Source organism: Huintestinicola sp., from assembly GCF_050874005.1.
GTDB lineage: Bacteria > Bacillota > Clostridia > Oscillospirales > Ruminococcaceae > Huintestinicola.
Map to the genome: position 1 here is coordinate 31,443 of NZ_JBNMJV010000020.1, position 17,738 is coordinate 49,180.

Consider the following 17,738-nt stretch of genomic DNA (forward strand, 5'->3'; position numbering starts at 1 on the left):
TTACTCCTTTACACAAAAAGATTTATTATGTCATCTGCGGTCATACCGTCGGGAACGCTGCGGATAATCTTTGCAATATCCCCGTATGAAAAGTTCTTTTCGATACGCAGCTTGTCAATCTCTGCAATTTCTTCGGTGCGTATCTCCTTTTCCAGCTTTTCGATCTGTGAGCTTATGCTTTCTGTTTTCTTTGCCGCCGCTTCCTGTGCGGTAGAAGCCTTTTCATACTTTTCCTTTAATACCGCAAGTCGTTCAAGCCTTTTTTCGGACTTTGATACCTTTGCTTTTTCAGGAGATGTATTTTTTTCCGCATCATTTACGGGAATATTTTCATCAGCGTTCATATCTTCTTCGTGAATTGCCGAAATCATAGTTTCATCAATCATCTTGCAAATGCCACCTTTCTTGACTGTTCATCGGAAATCTTCTGTATCGCCTTATCTGCCCAGCTTTTCACCGCACCCACTCTTTCCGAAAAAGGGACGTTTTTTTTCATTTTGAGCAGTTCGTTAAAATCCTTTACGTTGTTCATTCTGCACTCTGTAAAATATCTGCATCGTGAACCGAATTGATTTATAAAGCTCTGTCCTGCCGTATCATTGTCCACACAAAGGGTAACGGGCAGGCCGCCTGCAAGGAGCTTTTCCACAACATTGGGTTTAAGCCCTGCCATTGCGACAAACTTACAGTCTGTGCAGTCGGGGTGCAGGCAAATAAAGCTCATAAGGTCAATGGAGCTTTCAAAAACAAACGCTTTCTGCGGATTGCCCTTGTCATACTGAAAGAAGCTCTCGGACGTTCCGGGTGCAACACCTTTGTAGTTTTTCAGCTTGCCGTTTACCTCGCTGTCTATTGCTTCCCTGTCAATGCTCCTGCTCTGAATTTCTGCAATCTTCCCCATAATTGCGGAATATCCTGTGCTGTCGGTAACGATATTTGCATTGTTTTCATAAACATATCCTGCAAATCTCACACCGCTGTCATTCATTTCTCTGCCGATAAGCTCGGCTATGTACGGCTCTGTGGGAATGACCTTTTTGTCTGCCGAAAAGTCGGAATACCTTGCATTGCCTACGGTATAGCTTTTTCCGCTTGTGCCGTGAATTTCAGCTCCGCAAGGCTTTCCGTCCTCTTTGTGAAGATATACGGCATTGCCTTTATTGTCCTGAAACAACACTCCTGCACGGATAAAATCATTGACTACACTTGCATCAATGCACCTTGTTTTTGTAAGGTAGCTGAACATTCTGCGGTTGTCTGCACCCTTTTCGGGCATTATAAATTCGGGCTTAGGTTCGGGAGCTGACGGAGCAGCTGTTCTGTATTGCGGAGTATATTTTGTACCGCTTTCCATTCTCTCGGCTTGTCCCAGCTCACCATTAAGAGCCGTTCTGACAGCTTCCTTGAACGGCATATCCATAACCTTCATAAGACAGCTCACAAGTCCTGCACCGCCTATCTGCTGTGAATGGATATAGAACTGATTGGGAATAGTGCTGTCCTTTACATAAAAACCGCCAAAGCCTGCAATGTGCGTTTCCGACCGTATTTTTTTGCAGGAATATCCCTCCTGCTGAAAATACTCGGATATGCTCCTTTCGTTTGCCCTTCTTATTTGTTCATCCGTATAAAGCATTTATCTTGCACCTCCGTTCTTTTTCAGCACATTCTCTTTCTGAATATTCTTTTCGTTCACCTTTTCAAGTGCCTTGTCTGCCCATTCTTTCATAGCAGTTACTCTGTCGGAAAAAGATACTCCGTCATTTGCCGGGGTTTCTGCATAATATGATTTCTGCTTTGGGAATACTGCGGTCAGATTTGAAACAGCCCTGTCAAGAGGAATTGAAGCATAAATATCATTGTTGTATGCAGTAAGGGAATTTTCATCAAAGTTTATTTCAGCCGCTAATATGTTTTTGCTCTGATTTTCATAAGCAAAATCCGCTTCGGTCATAAATTCCGATGCCATATCCTTTATAGCCTTGTACGGGGTTTTCTCATCGCAGCAGTACAGAATATCAAATAAGGACTTGTCTGTTTTCATATATTCCTTGCAGCCGTTCTGCTCAACGGATATGAGCATATCGGGAGAGGACTCGTCCAAAATGTCAAAAACGTTATAACCGCTTCCGCGCTTATTCGGTGCTTCTGTTGCGGGTATTTCTTCAATTTCCGAAACGGAAAGAGCATTGTCCGATTTCTCAAAATATGCTTCGATCTTATCTGCAATAAAATCTGCAAGCTCGGATATATCGGGCATAGTGTCGGAGGTCTGAACAGCATAGGTGCGGAGTGCATCAACGATAGTATCAAAGCCCTGTTCCTCGGTGGGAGCCGCAAAACTGTCGGTTATCATATCCGAAATTCCCTTTACCGCTTCCTTATCCTCTATCCCCTCGCTTTTTACAAAAACCTCTGTGGCTTTCATAGCAAGATAGGAAATGTAGGTCTGCTCATCTGCACAAACTACCTTGTTTCTGCCTGTTTCCTTCGCTTCATATACGGCATTGTCCGCTTTCTTAAATTCAGCATCGAAAACCTCTCTTGCATTAGCGGAAGTAAGCGGAACATCGGGCTGCATTTCGTGTACGCCTATGGAAACAGTTACGGAATAGTCCATAGGCTTTCCGTCAACCATAATTTCATTGACATTCTTTCCGATAGCCCTGCGGAGATTTTCAGCCATATCCACACCCTGTTCGGGAGTATCCGTTATGAAAATTGCAACCATTTCTTCGCCGCCCATACGGAAACAGCTGTTTGCTCCGTCCTTTGTAAAATCCTTCATAATTGAAGCTGTGCCTTTGAGGATAACATCTCCTGCATCGTGGCCGTATGTATCATTTACACTCTTAAACCGGTCAATATCGCACATTACAATATTGACGGACTTGCCCTCCGCAAATGCTTTTACAATGGTATTTGCAAGGTATTCATTAAGTCCCTGACGATTGAGCATTTGTGTAAGCTCGTCTGTAATTCTTCCCTGATGCTGATATTCCTTTTCAAGTCCCAGCTTGATGTTTTCTACAAACGTTCCTCCCTTGCTAAAATTTCGGGCAAGGTCATCTGTGTTAAAACCGCTGCTTCGTTCAGCTTCAATTACTCCCAGAGTATTTCCGTTTCCAGAAATAAGGGGGATATATGCCCTTGTTCCCTCATTCTGTATCTCCTGATTATCCGATACACTTTTCAGAAATTCGGTTTCAGCCTTTGACTGCCAGTTTCGTCCCTCGTCCTCTGCGAAAAATTTTTCATTAACGCTGTCCATACAGTAGAAAATTATATTATCGCTGTCGGTAAGCTGCTTTGCCGCACTCTCGATCTCCGTCATAATTTCATCAATGCTCTGACTTTCCGTCATTGCAGAAATAAAACGGTTGATGGTATTAAGCTCGGCCTTTATCTCAATATCATTGGTTTTGAGTTCTTCCACCTCTGCACGGAGAGAATGGTTTTCCTTTTCAAGAAATTCCACTCTTTTGAGTAACGCTTCAAGGTCAATATCTCTTGTATCAGCCATAATATTTCACTCCCTCCGTTAAATAAAGAAACAGTCTGAATTAAAGGTGTATTCAGCCTTGCTGTCCCCGTTTTCGATTTTTTCCTGCACACCGTCAATAGCGTTCTGAATATGTGCAAGGTTTTCCGCAAGATGTTTGAAATCGGCTTCGGTTATGATAGTCCATTCCGCTTCCGTTTCAAATTCCTCCTGCTCCTCCGGGAGCGTTGGATATGCTCCGTCCGTATCGGAAAAATACTTTTCAAAAAAATCTTTGGTATGAAGTTGTCCGTCTGCTCCGTAAATATTCACTCCGACAGTTCGGAGAGTTTCTCTTATTAAAACTTTCATTTCTTATCCTCCTCCGTTATAGGTGCGGCACGATTGTCTTTCAAGGCTTTCTGCTGCTCCTTGACTTTCATTTCCTTATTGGCATAATTTTTCAGATCGCTGAGTTTCTGCAGCATCTTATTGTTGCTCTTTTTCAGCGAATACTGCTCGGCAATCATTCGCTTTGCATATTCCCGGTCATTCTCCGGAAGCTTTTGCAATTCGGAAATCGGAACAACTATGCTGTTGCCCTTTTTCTGTATGAGCTTGGAACGGGACCACTCCATAACGGTAGTCCAGACGTTATTGTAGTCAAAGGGTATTTTTCGGAATTTCTCGCTTTCAAGTGTTTTTGCAATTTTACCCTCAATGAGAAGATAGAGTATCTTCTTCCCCGAAAATGTAACCTCAAGCACCGTCTTATCGGGCAATGTCTTGTTTACAAGGAATGTATCCACCGCACGAACAGAAAGCTCCTCGTCCGATAAGTTTTCATCATCGGTAATATCACCCGACAAGTCTATATGCTCCGTAAGGTCAAATTTGTTATCAATTATGATTTGTTTGTCGGCATATCTTGTAGTGCCGTAATCAAACCAGTTAATGTCATCACCGCAAATTTCCCTCTTTCGGGAAATAGCGGCAACCGTAAACTGCCTTTTTGTCCTGCGGATATATGCCGTATATTCATTTACAAAGTTATCGTCAAAGGGGATCCCGTTTGCTTTTGCATAAAGGACAAATTCAACAACATAAGGCTTTTCATAAAGCTGATGAATGTAAAACACGTTCTTGACATTCAGAACGAAAGGTATTTCGGGCATATAGTCATTGTCAAGAATATCCCTCTCTTTTTCCTGTGCCTTATCCGATCCGGGCGTTGTTTCTTCGGAATTGATTTTCTTGGGAAACAGCTTATCCTCAATGCTCTTGTTATCGGTAAAATCATTGATTACCTGCCCTGCCGTGACTACCTTCATCTGTTCGCCGTCAAAATTTCCCATAAGCTCCTCAACGTGAACAAGCAGCGTAAGGAAACTCATATCCTTTACGAAAACAAATCCGTTGAGAATAACGGTATGCTTGTTTTCGCAAAGCTGCCGTGCGGTATCAAATCCGATAGGCTGTATCTCGGAATATTTCCTTGAATTTATGGTGCATAAGAGAATATTCTGAATGATATGCTCGGAAACTCGTTCCTTTTCGTCCAGATCTGCCTGCTTGATTATAAAGTCCTCGGCGGCATAAATTTCGTCCTTGTATTTGGGTGCATCTCTAATAACGCTTGAAAGATTGTCAAAGCTGAAATATCCTGCACCGTACATAATGAGAAGATGTGCAAGTGCATCGGAATATGGTTCTTCAACAATACCTCTCAGCTTATCATCGGGAATGGTCTTTACCTCGATATTTTCAGCACCCTTTAAATCGCTTATCTTCGCAAGAAAAACAGCTCGCCATAATTCCGAAAACACATTATCTCTGCAAGCGCAAAGCTCATAAACACTTTTCTTTTTCTCCGACATAGCTTATCCCTTTTCCTCCGCTGACCTGATATTGGCATACTTGCCGTTCATAACCATAACAAAGGCTTTTTTCTCGCCCTCGCCGTTCAGCTTCTTTCTGACCTTGTATATCTTCTTGCCCGACAAAAGGTCAAAAGCGTTTGATGCTGTTATGGTAATGCCGTTGTATCTGTCCTCTTTCCAAAGCGAAAATCCGCAGCCTTCAGCACCGCTTTCGCAATAGAAATTCTTTCTTCCCTCAAGCACGTTTTTACCGCATAAGGGGCAAGTACCGACAGGCTTCTTTTCCTGCGGTATTCTTTTCAGATTGATATACTTGCCCGTATCTTCTATAACATACTCGGCTTCGTATTCTTCGCCGTCCCTGTTGACAGCTTTCATTTTTACAGCTTCACCGTTAAGGAGCATAACCGCCTTTTCGGGTGTTACCCTGCTTGACAAAAATTTGTCCTCTTTCCAAAGGGTAAAGCCGCAGCCCTCAATTCCGCTTTCGCAATAGTAATTTTTCTTTCCCTCGAAAACTCGTTTTCCGCATCTCGGACAAACACCGACAGGCTCTCTCTTTGAAGCATTGGGGTTATCGTTATGTACGGGAGTTCGCTTTCTATCGGGACTTCTTTCAAGGGATATAACGGAGCTGACAAAATCCATTACGTCCGTGATAAACGGTTCGGCGGATATGCCCTTTTCCTTGATATTTGTAAATATCTGCTCCCATTCGGCTGTTCGCTCAACAGACTTTACGCTGTCGGGAATAGAAGCAATAAAGTCCCTGCCAAACTGAGTTGATACGATATTCCTGTGATTTCTCTCCGCATAGCCTGCACGAATCAAATCTTCGATAACCTCTGCTCTTGTAGCTTCCGTTCCGATACCCTTTCCCGAAACAACGAATTTCAGCTCCTTATCGTCAATGCGGTTGTCAATGTTGCTCATAACGGACAGAAGCGTTGCATCGGTAAAATGCTTCGGGGGCTGTGCTTCAATTTCCTTGACCGTTATTCCCTCGGCGGTAAAGGTTGTATCTTTGTCATAGCTGACAATAGAAGCGTTCTCCAATTTTTCCTTTTCGGTATCATAGGCTTTCCAGCCAAGCTGTTCGGGAACCTCCGTTTTCAGCTTGAAAACGATGTCATTGCACCGAAATTCATAGTTTGTTTCCGTATATTTGTAAGGCTTATCCACCGCACAAAGCAGACGGTTTAACACAAGACCGTAAATGTTTTTCTCAATTTCCGAAAGAGCATCAGCCTTGCCTGTGAATGCTTCGGGAATGATTGCGTGATGTTCGTGACCGTTCATTCTTCCGTTGTTGACTACCCTTTCATCAAGGTTAAGCCCCTGTGTTGTGAGCTTATCTGCCCTCTCCGCATATTCGGGAATGGCTGCAATGCGGTCAACCAGACGTATTACTCCGTTCTTCATATCTTCGGAAATATAGTTACAGTCCGTTCTCGGATATGTAATGAGCTTTTTTTCATAAAGGCTCTGAGCTGCATCAAGAGTTTCCTTTGCGGTATAGCCGTACAGATTGTTTGCTTCCTGCTGTAGTGATGTGAGATTATGGAGCAGAGGTCTGTTCTTGCTCTTGCTTTCTCTGACAACTGATACAACCGATACTGTCTGACCGTTAGCAAAGTTCATCTGTCTTTCCGCTTCCATACGGCTGCTAAATGCGGTTTCGGATAAAGCTCCGTTGGGCATTTCAAGGCGGTAGGAAACACTCTTTTTGAAATTCAGAATTTCGTTGTCCCTTTCGGCAATTATGGAAAGCACGGGAGTTTTTACCCTGCCGATATGATGTGCATAGTCATCAAGCACACCATAGAGCCTTGAAAGATTCATACCGATTATCCAGTCCGACTTCTGCCTTGCAAGGGCAGCGTAATACTCTCCGTCAAAATTGCTGTCGGGAGGAAGATTTTTCAGCTGCTCCCTTATGGCTTCATCTGTCATTGAATTGCACCACAAACGTTTGACAGGCTTCTTGCACTTGTTGGCTTCATAGATGTGGCGGAAGATAAGCTCGCCCTCTCTGCCTGCATCGGTGGCACATATAATTTCATCAATATCGTCCCTGCTCATAAGCTCGGAGATAAGTGTGCGGAGAGCTTCCGTATCCTTTCCGCAAGTAAAAATCTTGAAATCCGGGAACATAGGCAGCTCCTCAATATTGTATGTTTTGGAAAAGCCGTAATCTTCGGGTTCTCCCAGACTATAAAGATGACCTCTTGCGTTTACAACATAGTAGCCGTTGCCGAAATAGCAGTAGGCATTACTGTTTCCGCTGTAAATCTTTTCTCTTGCTCCTACAACGTGGGCAAGTATTCTTGCTGTGCTTGGCTTCTCTGCCAGAATTAACTTGTTCATAGAAAACTTCCTTTCATTCGAAAAATACATTTTGTTCTACTCTTTTGGTAGAATGTAATATACAGACAATCATACCTTTCCAAAAATCTATCCGAAGCACTAATATACTCTTGACATTCTGCATAGAATAGTGATATAATATGTATAGTAAAAAGCAATTACAATTCAAGGAGTTGATTTATATGATGATAAGACCGTCCACCTGTTTAAGAAATGAATATAATGATATTGCTGAATTCTGCAAAACCGAAAATCAGCCTGTTTTTCTCACAAAAAACGGAGAAGGAGACCTTGTTGTTATGAGTATGGAAGCATACTCATATCGTGAGGAAATGCTCGATCTGCGTGAAAAGCTGCTTGAAGCCGAAGCTCAGCGATTAAGCGGAGCAAAAACATTCACTCTCGATGAGGTAAACAAGCAGTTGGAGGATATTATCAATGGAAGCAACTAATGAATACACCATTGAATTTCTCCCTGCTGCCTTAAACGATATGACTGAAATAATTTCAACGTTTATAATGCTCGGCAGTAAGCAGGGTGCAGTTCGCATCAAGGATAAAATGAACAAAGCCGCCGAACAGATACATCTTTTTCCGTATTCGGGTATGTCTGTTCCCGATCCTAAGCTGTCAAAGCTTGGTTTTCGTATGATAGTGGTTGAAAAATATCTTATGTTCTACAAGGTTTTTGAGGAAGAAAAGAAGATACTTTTCTATCGTGTTCTTAACGGCAAGACAAATTATCCTACCCTTATGTACAGACTTTACAAAGACGAATGACTTTAATGCGGAAGCTCTTTTCGGGCTTCCGTTTTTATTTCTTAATCTTTCCTCCGCTTTCCGTGAGTTTGGTTTCGTTCCTGCACTTTACGATAAAAAGGGTTATAGCAAGCCCACCGAAAACAATAAAATGAGCTTTGCTGTCGTCCCATATTTTCTGTAAAATATCGGGTTTATCTTCTTCAACGGGAGCTTCCTCCACAATTTCCGTTTGGGGAAGCTCCTTGCTGTCCTGCCACTTTCTCCACTCGCTTGCGGCTATGGCAGCAATGATAAGAACAACGATTATGACCGTATATTTGAAGCCATGTTCGTCCTTATGAACCTTTACAAAGTCCTTTATCCTGACGAATATTTTTTTCATTCTGTCCTCCTATTCTTCATCATTGGAAAAGGGTGTGTCCACTTCCCACAAGTCGGCATTGGGCAGTTCGTCTGTTATTAGAAGCTGATAAAATTCCTGTGCCTTTTCATTATCCGCCGCACCGAATTTGCGGAAATCGTCCTCGTCAATGTTAAGCTTCTTTTTGAACATATCAAGATACGATTCTATAATTTCCTTGCAGTTATCCTCGTCAACTCCCATATTCTCCGAATCGGTAAGCTCCATTACCTTTGCAAGCAATTCATCGGCAGTAAGGCAAGCACCTATTTCTCCGGTCAGATTATCGTGGTCGCTGTCGCAATAATATTCCCAAGAGTAACCGCTTTCCGCATCTCCGATAAGCCTGCGTTTGCAGTTCTGATTTATGCAGGGGTTATCGTGGGTTATATTCGTTGTTATGCTGAAAAACTCTGTTTCCTCAAAGAAATCCATAATATCTTGTGGAGTAATATTTACCGATACTTCTTCATCCTCCGCATCGGGATCGGCAGGCGTATCATCGGGGTTTAAGGTTATAAGGCTCTTGTAAAGGGCGATATATGCAAGCAGTTCCTCTGCCGACAGCTCGCTGTTTATCTCCACATTCCCAAAGTTATTTGTTCCGGGAATAGGCTTGTTATGAAAATCGGCTGAATCATCAATGCCGTTTCCGCCGCTTGTGACCTCAACCTCATAATGCTGTCTGTGTTCTGTTGGTGTAAATTCATCATCAAGAGTGGAAACAAGCTGTGAATACTCCTCATAAGCCGCTGTCTGTGCATTTGCAAGTGCCTGACGGATAGCTTCACTCATTGCCCTGCTTATCGCCATAGCCTGTGCAGGGCTTGATGCCTGATCTATAAGGGGCTGATAGTACGCTTGTATTTCGGCAACAATGCTTTCGCAATAGTCGGCAAAGAATGAAGCAAAGTCCAGCTCCGCACTTTCGTACTGATATGTACCGCCGTACCAGTCACCATAATTGAGGTAGTAATACGCCTGTGTAACGTCCATATAGTTTTTCACCATAAGAGCGTAACCGTCTATGACCTCGGCTTTGGTTTCCGCATTATGCTCTGTGTCGGGATCTTCGCCTGCAAGTCCGTATGAAAACGGAGAAAGCCAGCCGAAAAAGGCAAGCATAAGAATGAATACTATAATCACAAGAAATATGGGTATCACAACCGCACCGACACCACCGCCTACAATAAGCGAAGCTCCCTTTTTGGCAAATATGCGTCTGAAAATCTGTGACTTACCCGAAGCAGCGGAATAAAGGGTGTTTGAGATTTTTCTGTTTTCCTTGATAAAAATCTCTTTCTGCTTTCCCCTTATCTCCTTTGCCCTCTGCGTCTTAGCGTACTCCTGCTTTTCCTGCTGCAGCTTATGACTGCTGCCGACTTTATTGCTTCCCTGCTTTTTGTCGGGAGCTTCCGAATGTCGGTCTGCATTTTTCTTGGTATCTTTTGACTTTTCATTTTTTCCTGTTACCTCGTCATATTTATCTATTCCAAAACGATTGCCGTGATTTTTCATACGTTCCTCGGCTCGTTTCTTTTTCTTAATATCAGTTTCAGCCAGCTTCTTGACCAGCTTTTTCGCTTCAATGGCGGCAAGCGTGGAAGAAACGTCAAGTACGTTACTGCCTACCGAATCGGAGCCGGAAACAGCCTGTCCGACAGTTCCTATACCGTTAATTGCATTTTGTACGTTTTCCCCTGCCAAACTGCCAACAACAGCATCGGTCATCAGCTTTCCGTATTCTCCTCGGCTGATTTCACCGACAGTCTGTGCTGTTCCTGCAAGACGGTCAATACCGCTTTCCTTTGCATTTCTTTTCTGTTTCCGAACATAATCCCCGTAAGCGTTTTTGGCTCTGTAAGCCCTCAAGTCATTGTTATATGTATCAAAAACAGCGTGTTCGGAATTGCCAAGATATGAGCAGCCCTGCGTTTCTTCCTGCTCCTCGTCAAGATGTTCCAGTGGAACATTTTCCGTTTCTTCGGAAAAATCATCATTTTCATATGAAACAACATCCCGTTCTTCTTCCTCTGTGCTTATGACAGAAGCCCGATTAAGCTGTATTGCTTCTTCGTTTTTCTGTGCTATAAAGGCAGCACGTTTCATTCGGAGAGCCATTTCGGGAGTGATAGCCTTTTTCTGCTCCGGGATAATGCTGTCGGCAGTCTGCGAAACATATTTATGCTCATAGGGCTTCTTTTCTCCGCTGTCATTTGCAGATATGACAGGGACAGAATTTTTATCTTCTGTATTTTCGGGAGAACGTTTTGCTTCGGAGAAATCAGTCCTTGCAGTGTTTACCTTGATGTTTGCTTTGTTCTGCTGATCCAAAAATGCAGCCCTTTTCATACGCTGTGCAATTTCGGGTGTGATTGCCTTTTCGGGTTCGCTTACCGTACTTTCGGGTTTGTGAGCATTACCGGGAGTGTGATTTTCACTTCTCCGATTTGCTGTCTGTCCGTTTGTGAAAGTCCTGCCTGCCGTATTCTTTACGGGCTTGGCTGTATTTTCATTTTCGGGAACATTTACGGACTTTTCTCCGTGAATAATTTTGCATGTGGGAGAAATATCCCTATGTTCTTTCTGCACATTTACAACACGATATTTTTTGTTAGTCCGTGCCTGTGCATAATTAAAAGCGATTTTTGCTCCCCTCTTCTTTTCAAAAGAAGAAAGGGAGTGTTTTTCGCCCTGCTGATTTTCCTTGTTTTTTCTATCAACCTTTGCCATAAACAACTCCCTTTCGTTTTCTTATGTGGTATTATTTTCGTCCTCGTTCTGATGGAGCATCTTCGCCGTTTCGGAGAAATTTGTAGTCATAAGACTGTACAGCTTCGTATCCTTCGGGAATTCGTCATAGAACGGTATTTTCGTCTTACCGCCCAGAATGAGCAGTCCGTGTCCTGCCGGGACATCATTGACAAACTGTATCTCGCTGTCATTGATATTGAGAACGTCCTGCAGCTTGGCCGCATCTGTGGGATTCTGCTTGAGAAGCACGATAAACTCGGAGTTTGCAAGCATATTACGGGACTTGTAATCCTTCAGCAGATCGTCAACATTCTGTGTGATGCCTGTGAGGATACCGCCGTACTTTCTCGCACGTTTCCAAAGCATCTGCAAGTAGTCAAGAGAGTATTCATCGGCAAAAAGCAGATGGGCTTCATCAATGAAAATGTAAGTCTTTCTGCCCTTTTCCTTGTTCTCTGCAAGCCTGTTCCAGATGTAGTCAAGGATAAGGAGCATACTCTGTGTTTTCAGATTGCCGTTGAGGTCACGAATATCATAAGCGATAAATCTGTTCTTCGTGTTGACGTTGGTCTGATTGTTAAAGTATTTTGCAGAGCCGTTTACATACATATCAATGGTGATAATGAGCTTATTCTTCATTTCCTGCGGTACGTTTTCGGTTTCTTCCTTCATACATTCAAGGAATGTTCCAAGTGTGGGCATATCCTTCGGGTCAAGAGATTTAAGCACTCCCGACTTTGCATAAGCCTTCTGTACGCAGCGGTCAACAAAGGACTTTTCCTGTGCGTTCAGAGGGTGCTTTGAATCCATACAAGAAATGAATGATGTAACCAGCTGACACTTGTCGGCAATAATATCAACTTCGGGATCGTCAAGCAGACGGAAGTCAAAGTCAAACATATTGATATAGTTTGTAGAGCCGTTGGAGAAACGGACAACCTCTCCGTCGAATGCTTCTGCCAGCTTCCAGTATTCTCTTTCTGGGTCAATAACAAGAACATCTGCATTTTCATCGCCTGTTATGATATTTGTAATTTCCGTCTTGACCTTGAAAGACTTACCGCCGCCGGAAGCCGCAAGATAGAAGCCCGAAGGGTTTATAAGTCCCAAAACTCGGTCAAAAAGGATAAGATTGTGTGACAGCACATTCATACCATAGTATGTAGCGTGTGGCATCTGTACCTCACGAACATTGAAGGGCATAAATATCGCAACGGACTCGGAAGGCATTGTGCGGAGATAATCAAATTTTCTCTGATAGCCCAAGGGCAGACAGTCCGACATTCCGTGTTCCTGCTCCCAAGCCATTTCACCCTTGATACAGCCGGAACGCTTGAGGGTGCTTTCGATAACCTCAACACATTCATTCAGCTGTTCAAAGCAGTCAGCCTTAATGAGTATCTGCGTATTCACCATAAAGAGCTTTTGGTCTTTTACAGTAATTTTGTCAAATACGCTTACCATCGCATCACGCTGATTTTTTATTCTCTGCGGCATCTGTGAGGAGAAGTTTCCGTGCTGTGCTGCCTTGACCTCTCGCTTTGCCATATCCGTATCAACAGCGGTAATCTGACGCTGAACTAACTTTCTTGCTTCGGCGCTGTCATAGGTTTCGATGTTGGAAGTTACCATAATTTCAATGCCCGTACCCAGAAGCCCCGTAAGAATATCCGATGTAGCCGTTGAGGGATATTCACGGATATACAAAACCTTTGCGTACTTATCATTGAACATAAAGTAATCTTTCTTGAAATCGAAATAGTCGGGACTACAATAGAGCTTTTCCTTTCCCTTTGCAAAATCCTCCGCCGTAAGTTTGGGGACTGTCATATTCTCCGCACCAACAAAGAAGTCACGAAGCATTTCGATACGCTCCTGTGATGTAAGCACACGAAGTCCGGTATTCCCGATACGATTAAAGGTATTCATAGCAGTTATATCCAGCGTTCTGAAACGTCTGACAGCCGATTCCTCATCGGGGGCCTTAATGGTAAGAGTGATGTACATATGCTTCTGAATAGCGTTCTGTCCCTTGCGGATATTTTCCTCCAGCACTCTCGAATTGAATTCATAACGATATTCAAAAAGGTCATCAGCCTTCTGCGGCATAAGAGTTGCCTTCTTAAACTCTTCCATATTCAGCCTGCTGTTCCAGCAGCAAATCTGACAGTCAACGGTATCGTCCAGAATACCAAGAAATTCGATATATCTTTCAAGGTACATATACTGCTGTTCCTCATCGGCAAGGTTGAAATTTATGTCATCAAAGGTATAAGCCTTTGAGTACATCTTTTTTCCAAGATAGAAAATATCATCGGAAAGGACTTTCTGATAAGGAATTGTGGAAAGTACCTTTTTTGAAAGATTTTTCTTTTCCTTTTCAGTCCTGCTCTTTTTGGACTTCCTGCCTTGTTTCTTTTTGGGCTTGCCTGCCGAAAGTCTTATGGCATCTCTGTCCCTTGCAGACATTGGAGCATCATCATCGGTAACAGCTGTCTTTTTTGACCGTTTTTTCACGAATGCCATAGCCGCAGCCAGAACTGCAATAACGGCAGGAACGGCAATAAATCTCGGATCAATATTTATCTGACTTGTACTGTTTTCCACCGCTGTTTCCGTAACTGCTTCCGTTATAGCCGTACTCTCCAAAACCTCTGTAATCTCCTGCACAACGGATTCGGTTACGGCAGGCTGTTCCGAAACAATTTCCTCGGCTTCGGTTACGGGTATGTATTCAGTTACCGTAACAACAGCTTCTTCCGTCTGCACCGCTTCTTCCGTTACTCCTGCTTCTTCAAGGGACTGTGATACTGCTTCCGCAACAATGCTTGAAATAATGTCATCGTTGTTCATTTCAGCATCGGCAGGGACTTGTGTTTCTGCATTTTCTTCGATATGTTCCAGTGGAACATTTTCGTTTTCGGCGGTTTCCATAGCGGAAATATCTGTGCTTTCCGAAACATTTCCCGTATTATCGGTTACGGCAGATGTTCGTGACTGTTCACCCGTAACCTCTGAGGGTTTAGTCATTTCTGTAACCTCTGTAACTGAGGTCATAACGCTTTCCTCGCCCATATCCGTATATCCTCCTTTCGCTTACTTTACTCTGAGCTGCAGGCCGCTGAACAAAAAATATGCTTCATCAGCCATATTCGCCACTCGCTGATTTACTGTGCAGAGGGCTTCACGATAGATATTGTCGATCACGTCAAAGGGTGCAGGCTGAAAGCCCGTTTCTGCGGATATGACAACAATGGTGCCGCCGCTTCCTGTGACCTCGTTCATCAGTATCGTTATAGCCTGCATAAGCTCCTTGACAAAGTTCTGCATATCCTGTTCAGTAAATTCCACCCTTGCGGCATACTCCGAAATGGTCTTTTTGTATATCCAGTCTGCAAGGTTATCCAGCACAAAGCACTTGTACTCCTTGTATTTGACAGGGTGCTTGTCAACGCTGAAATTGCGGATAATATCCCAGCGGAAATGTTTGCTCCGCTCGTTGAAGAATATGCGGTTCAGAGTCTTATCGTCCATATCCTCATTGGTGCAGAGATACTGTACTCTGTCCATTTCCTTGAACTGCGACACTCCGAATCTTGATTTTCCGCTCATAGCACTGCCCGTTACAAAAATCATCTTTCCGTTATTCATTGGTTATTTTCTCCTCTTTTTATTTGCTTTTTTCTCGGCGGCACGTTCTCTTTCAAGCCCCTGCAGCCATATTTTTCTCACCTCATCGTGGAGCTGAACCTCCTCCGGGAGATATGTCATTCCCCGACGCTGTTTTCCCACATAAAACTCAAACACCGTTGAAGCGATTTTCTCAAAGGGCATACCGTTGTATCTCATAAAGCCCACCGCTGCCAGCGGAGCAACCTCGATAATAACGATATACATTAAAATATCCGTTGAGATAAAATTCTTTCCGATAAGGAATGTGAGAATAGCCAGTGCGATCATTGCAATTCCGCATACAAACTGACGTATGGTAAGTCCGAAGAAAAACTGCTCCTTGTACTCCGTAACGTCCTGCGGAATATCTGCCTTTATCATCAAATCACCCCTTTCAGCCCGTTAAGGATATGGGCAATAACGTCAACGGTCCAGCCGTTTCCGATACATTTATATCGCTGTGTTTTGGATATTCCCTCGGTATAGTTGTCCGGGAGAGTCTGCAAACGCTCTGCTTCGACAGGGGTTAATTTGCGGATTATGTAATCACCGTCGGGAAGGTCGATTTTGTAAAGGCCTGTTTTTGCACCCTGACCTCCGCCGTTTGCTGACAGGGTTACGGATTTTCCACGAACGGAATATATCCGCTGTCCCTGACCTCCGCTGCCATACTGTCCAACTCTGATTGGCTGTGCTATTGCTGTTGCACCGCCCTTGAAGCCTTTGTTTGTGATTATGGTAGCTTCGCCGTACTTGTAATAGCCTGCCATAAAGGTACGGGATTTTTCTCCCTCACCGTTAAAGGTATTAAAGGGAATTGGCTCTGCAACCATTGAATCCTTCTGAACGGTAGTAAGGCAGTTGCTTTTCCCGTCCTTTCTTGCTTCAATAAACTGCTCGGTGCCGCCCTCACATTTTGATGTTCGGTTTCCGCTTTGGACATATCGCCCTCTCTGTGCTACTCCGACAGGCTCTGCTATCATACTCCGCTGACTTCTCTGCATTGTGTTCCAAAAAACAGCTCCGTCATAGCTTGCGGTCATACAATAGCTTTTGTCCTGCCAAGAGATACCGCTTTCAAGAATATCTTTCAGCAAAATGCCCTTGTCCTCCGGCTGACATACACCGGGAATATTGGTCCAGTAGCAGCGTTTTCTCTGCTGTGCCGATACAAGTGCAGAATTTATCATTATGGGTTGTACTCCCAACATTTCGGAAATGAAATCCTTTATGTTCTGATGAATACTGTTGTTGTTTTCATAAAGAAAATATCTGCACTCGCTTTCCCGTAAGGCTCGGACAAATTCCATAAACAGCTTTCCGCCTATCCCGTCCGGGGTTGTTTCCCTGCCCGTTTTTGCAATGCTCCAGTAGGTGCAGGGTGAACCGCCCAGAAGCAGATCGTATCCTTTGAAATCGGCAAAGTTTCCGCTGAAAACGTCCCCGTGATGTACTATCTGAGGATAATTTTTCTCGCTGACCTTTATTGCGTATTTGTCAATTTCAAAAGCATCGTATCTTTCTACGCTTATCCCTGCACGTTCAAGAGCTGCCATTCCGCAAGATATTCCGTCAAATAAGCTCAATACTCGCATATTAACCTCCCAAAGCTCGCTTTGTAATATCGCTTGACTTTGCAACGGTTATTGCAAGCATTACAACACTTAAAACGGGAGTTGCGTACTTGAAAATGTGCATCAGAAGTCCTGCACCGTTAAGCCCTGCTGAGAAATCAAGTGCCAGATTTGCGGAAATAATCGTGTATGCCTTGAAACATATTGCAAGCACTCCCCACTGCATTGATACGGCCGCAAAATTCTTTATGAACGAAATTCCTGCCGAACGTGCCTGTGTATTCACAAGTGTTGCAAGTGCTACGGGAGAAATTGCCGTAAGTATCGCCGTTTCAAAAACTACACCCAGTACCGTTACCACGATAAGTGAGAACATAACGAACATAAGAATTATGATTATTACATAGAGCAGCGTTAAAACGATATAGTTTATATCAAGCAAACCGCCCTCAAGCGGAGTCCCCTGATTCATCGCATCACCAAACGCCGCTCCTATTCCATCGAAGGCAGATGCAAAATCCACCTCACTTCGGAACAGTCCGGATATTATCCCGACAATGTTGTCCACATTCTGTACTATCAAGGCACTTACTACCAGCTTCATAGCCACTCTGATAGCTCCCTCGATACCGCCGTTAAAATCTATGGACGCACAATATGTAAAGGCTTCCATACAGAAAAACAGGGTTAAAAGGGCTGTGCCTGCTCCCTCGAAAATGCTTATTGCATCTCCTGCCTGACTGACAATATCAAAGCCTGCCAAACTCTGCAAAACGGCAGCGAAACCGTCTGCTTCCGTCTGCAAAAGGTTTTGTGCTTCTTCAAAGGCAATTTCAAAAAAGCTCTGA

The 17,738-nt window shown here is 43.6% G+C and carries 15 protein-coding genes; 2 read left to right on the plus strand and 13 right to left on the minus strand.

Annotated elements, in window-relative coordinates; all coding sequences use genetic code 11:
- Nucleotides 1–8: 8 nt before the first annotated feature.
- From ACR0QN_RS08175 to ACR0QN_RS08200, 6 genes are read right to left on the minus strand one after another with little or no spacing between them, the layout of a single operon-like run.
- Nucleotides 9–386, minus strand: coding sequence for a hypothetical protein (locus tag ACR0QN_RS08175; protein WP_432650714.1), 378 nt, complete (start codon nt 384–386; stop codon nt 9–11).
- Nucleotides 383–1,636 (minus strand): DUF3991 domain-containing protein, encoded by a 1,254-nt coding sequence (locus ACR0QN_RS08180; protein WP_432650715.1) that lies wholly within the window; start codon nt 1,634–1,636, stop codon nt 383–385. Before ACR0QN_RS08180 ends, ACR0QN_RS08175 begins: the two co-directional genes overlap by 4 nt.
- Nucleotides 1,637–3,523, minus strand: coding sequence for a diguanylate cyclase (locus ACR0QN_RS08185; RefSeq protein WP_432650716.1), 1,887 nt, complete (start codon nt 3,521–3,523; stop codon nt 1,637–1,639).
- An 18-nt stretch (nt 3,524–3,541) separates the two neighbouring features.
- Entirely contained in the window at nt 3,542–3,853 is a 312-nt protein-coding gene (locus tag ACR0QN_RS08190) for a hypothetical protein (protein ID WP_432650717.1), read from the minus strand.
- The gene (locus ACR0QN_RS08195; protein ID WP_432650718.1) at nt 3,850–5,358 is read right to left on the minus strand and encodes a hypothetical protein; all 1,509 of its coding nucleotides are present in this window, start codon (nt 5,356–5,358) and stop codon (nt 3,850–3,852) included. The genes ACR0QN_RS08190 and ACR0QN_RS08195 overlap by 4 nt, the downstream gene beginning before the upstream one ends.
- Before the next feature lie 3 nt (nt 5,359–5,361).
- Entirely contained in the window at nt 5,362–7,728 is a 2,367-nt protein-coding gene (locus ACR0QN_RS08200; protein ID WP_432650719.1) for a DNA topoisomerase, read from the minus strand.
- Between the two features lie 182 nt (nt 7,729–7,910).
- Here ACR0QN_RS08200 and ACR0QN_RS08205 point away from each other — a divergent pair, with 182 nt between their 5' ends.
- Both ACR0QN_RS08205 and ACR0QN_RS08210 read left to right on the plus strand, forming a co-directional pair.
- A complete protein-coding gene (locus tag ACR0QN_RS08205) occupies nt 7,911–8,180 on the plus strand; it encodes a type II toxin-antitoxin system Phd/YefM family antitoxin (RefSeq protein WP_432650720.1) in 270 nt (89 codons plus the stop codon).
- Nucleotides 8,167–8,508, plus strand: coding sequence for a type II toxin-antitoxin system RelE/ParE family toxin (locus ACR0QN_RS08210; RefSeq protein ID WP_432650721.1), 342 nt, complete (start codon nt 8,167–8,169; stop codon nt 8,506–8,508). The genes ACR0QN_RS08205 and ACR0QN_RS08210 overlap by 14 nt, the downstream gene beginning before the upstream one ends.
- A 34-nt stretch (nt 8,509–8,542) precedes the next feature.
- On the opposite strand, the gene ACR0QN_RS08215 is transcribed toward ACR0QN_RS08210, so the two are convergent.
- The 7 genes from ACR0QN_RS08215 to ACR0QN_RS08245 all read right to left on the minus strand — a co-directional run.
- Nucleotides 8,543–8,872: a hypothetical protein gene (locus ACR0QN_RS08215; protein ID WP_432650722.1), complete on the minus strand. Its 330-nt coding sequence runs from the start codon at nt 8,870–8,872 to the stop codon at nt 8,543–8,545.
- Nucleotides 8,873–8,881: 9 nt separating this feature from the next.
- Nucleotides 8,882–11,623, minus strand: a complete 2,742-nt coding sequence (locus ACR0QN_RS08220) for a hypothetical protein (RefSeq protein ID WP_432650723.1) — start codon at nt 11,621–11,623, stop codon at nt 8,882–8,884.
- A 21-nt stretch (nt 11,624–11,644) separates the two neighbouring features.
- Nucleotides 11,645–14,719, minus strand: coding sequence for a VirB4-like conjugal transfer ATPase, CD1110 family (locus ACR0QN_RS08225; protein WP_432650724.1), 3,075 nt, complete (start codon nt 14,717–14,719; stop codon nt 11,645–11,647).
- Nucleotides 14,720–14,740: 21 nt separating this feature from the next.
- A complete protein-coding gene (locus ACR0QN_RS08230; protein WP_432650725.1) occupies nt 14,741–15,295 on the minus strand; it encodes a bifunctional adenosylcobinamide kinase/adenosylcobinamide-phosphate guanylyltransferase in 555 nt (184 codons plus the stop codon).
- 3 nt (nt 15,296–15,298) lie between these two features.
- Complete coding sequence (locus tag ACR0QN_RS08235; protein WP_432650726.1) at nt 15,299–15,697, minus strand: PrgI family protein; 399 nt, start codon at nt 15,695–15,697, stop codon at nt 15,299–15,301.
- Nucleotides 15,697–16,911 (minus strand): DNA cytosine methyltransferase, encoded by a 1,215-nt coding sequence (locus tag ACR0QN_RS08240; protein ID WP_432650727.1) that lies wholly within the window; start codon nt 16,909–16,911, stop codon nt 15,697–15,699. The genes ACR0QN_RS08235 and ACR0QN_RS08240 overlap by 1 nt, the downstream gene beginning before the upstream one ends.
- A 1-nt stretch (nt 16,912) precedes the next feature.
- A partial coding sequence (locus tag ACR0QN_RS08245; RefSeq protein WP_432650728.1) for a hypothetical protein occupies nt 16,913–17,738 on the minus strand: 826 nt, incomplete at its 5' end.

Excerpts from the sequence above, each read along its gene's own strand:
- ACR0QN_RS08185 (WP_432650716.1), bottom strand. The coding sequence starts at position 3,523 with ATGGCTGATACAAGAGATATTGACCTTGAAGCGTTACTCAAAAGAGTG.
- ACR0QN_RS08240 (WP_432650727.1), bottom strand. The coding sequence starts at position 16,911 with ATGCGAGTATTGAGCTTATTTGACGGAATATCTTGCGGAATGGCAGCT.
- ACR0QN_RS08190 (WP_432650717.1), bottom strand. The coding sequence starts at position 3,853 with ATGAAAGTTTTAATAAGAGAAACTCTCCGAACTGTCGGAGTGAATATT.
- ACR0QN_RS08175 (WP_432650714.1), bottom strand. The coding sequence starts at position 386 with ATGATTGATGAAACTATGATTTCGGCAATTCACGAAGAAGATATGAAC.
- ACR0QN_RS08235 (WP_432650726.1), bottom strand. The coding sequence starts at position 15,697 with ATGATAAAGGCAGATATTCCGCAGGACGTTACGGAGTACAAGGAGCAG.
- ACR0QN_RS08215 (WP_432650722.1), bottom strand. The coding sequence starts at position 8,872 with ATGAAAAAAATATTCGTCAGGATAAAGGACTTTGTAAAGGTTCATAAG.
- ACR0QN_RS08225 (WP_432650724.1), bottom strand. The coding sequence starts at position 14,719 with ATGGGCGAGGAAAGCGTTATGACCTCAGTTACAGAGGTTACAGAAATG.
- ACR0QN_RS08220 (WP_432650723.1), bottom strand. The coding sequence starts at position 11,623 with ATGGCAAAGGTTGATAGAAAAAACAAGGAAAATCAGCAGGGCGAAAAA.
- ACR0QN_RS08195 (WP_432650718.1), bottom strand. The coding sequence starts at position 5,358 with ATGTCGGAGAAAAAGAAAAGTGTTTATGAGCTTTGCGCTTGCAGAGAT.
- ACR0QN_RS08200 (WP_432650719.1), bottom strand. The coding sequence starts at position 7,728 with ATGAACAAGTTAATTCTGGCAGAGAAGCCAAGCACAGCAAGAATACTT.
- ACR0QN_RS08205 (WP_432650720.1), top strand. The coding sequence starts at position 7,911 with ATGATGATAAGACCGTCCACCTGTTTAAGAAATGAATATAATGATATT.
- ACR0QN_RS08180 (WP_432650715.1), bottom strand. The coding sequence starts at position 1,636 with ATGCTTTATACGGATGAACAAATAAGAAGGGCAAACGAAAGGAGCATA.
- ACR0QN_RS08210 (WP_432650721.1), top strand. The coding sequence starts at position 8,167 with ATGGAAGCAACTAATGAATACACCATTGAATTTCTCCCTGCTGCCTTA.
- ACR0QN_RS08230 (WP_432650725.1), bottom strand. The coding sequence starts at position 15,295 with ATGAATAACGGAAAGATGATTTTTGTAACGGGCAGTGCTATGAGCGGA.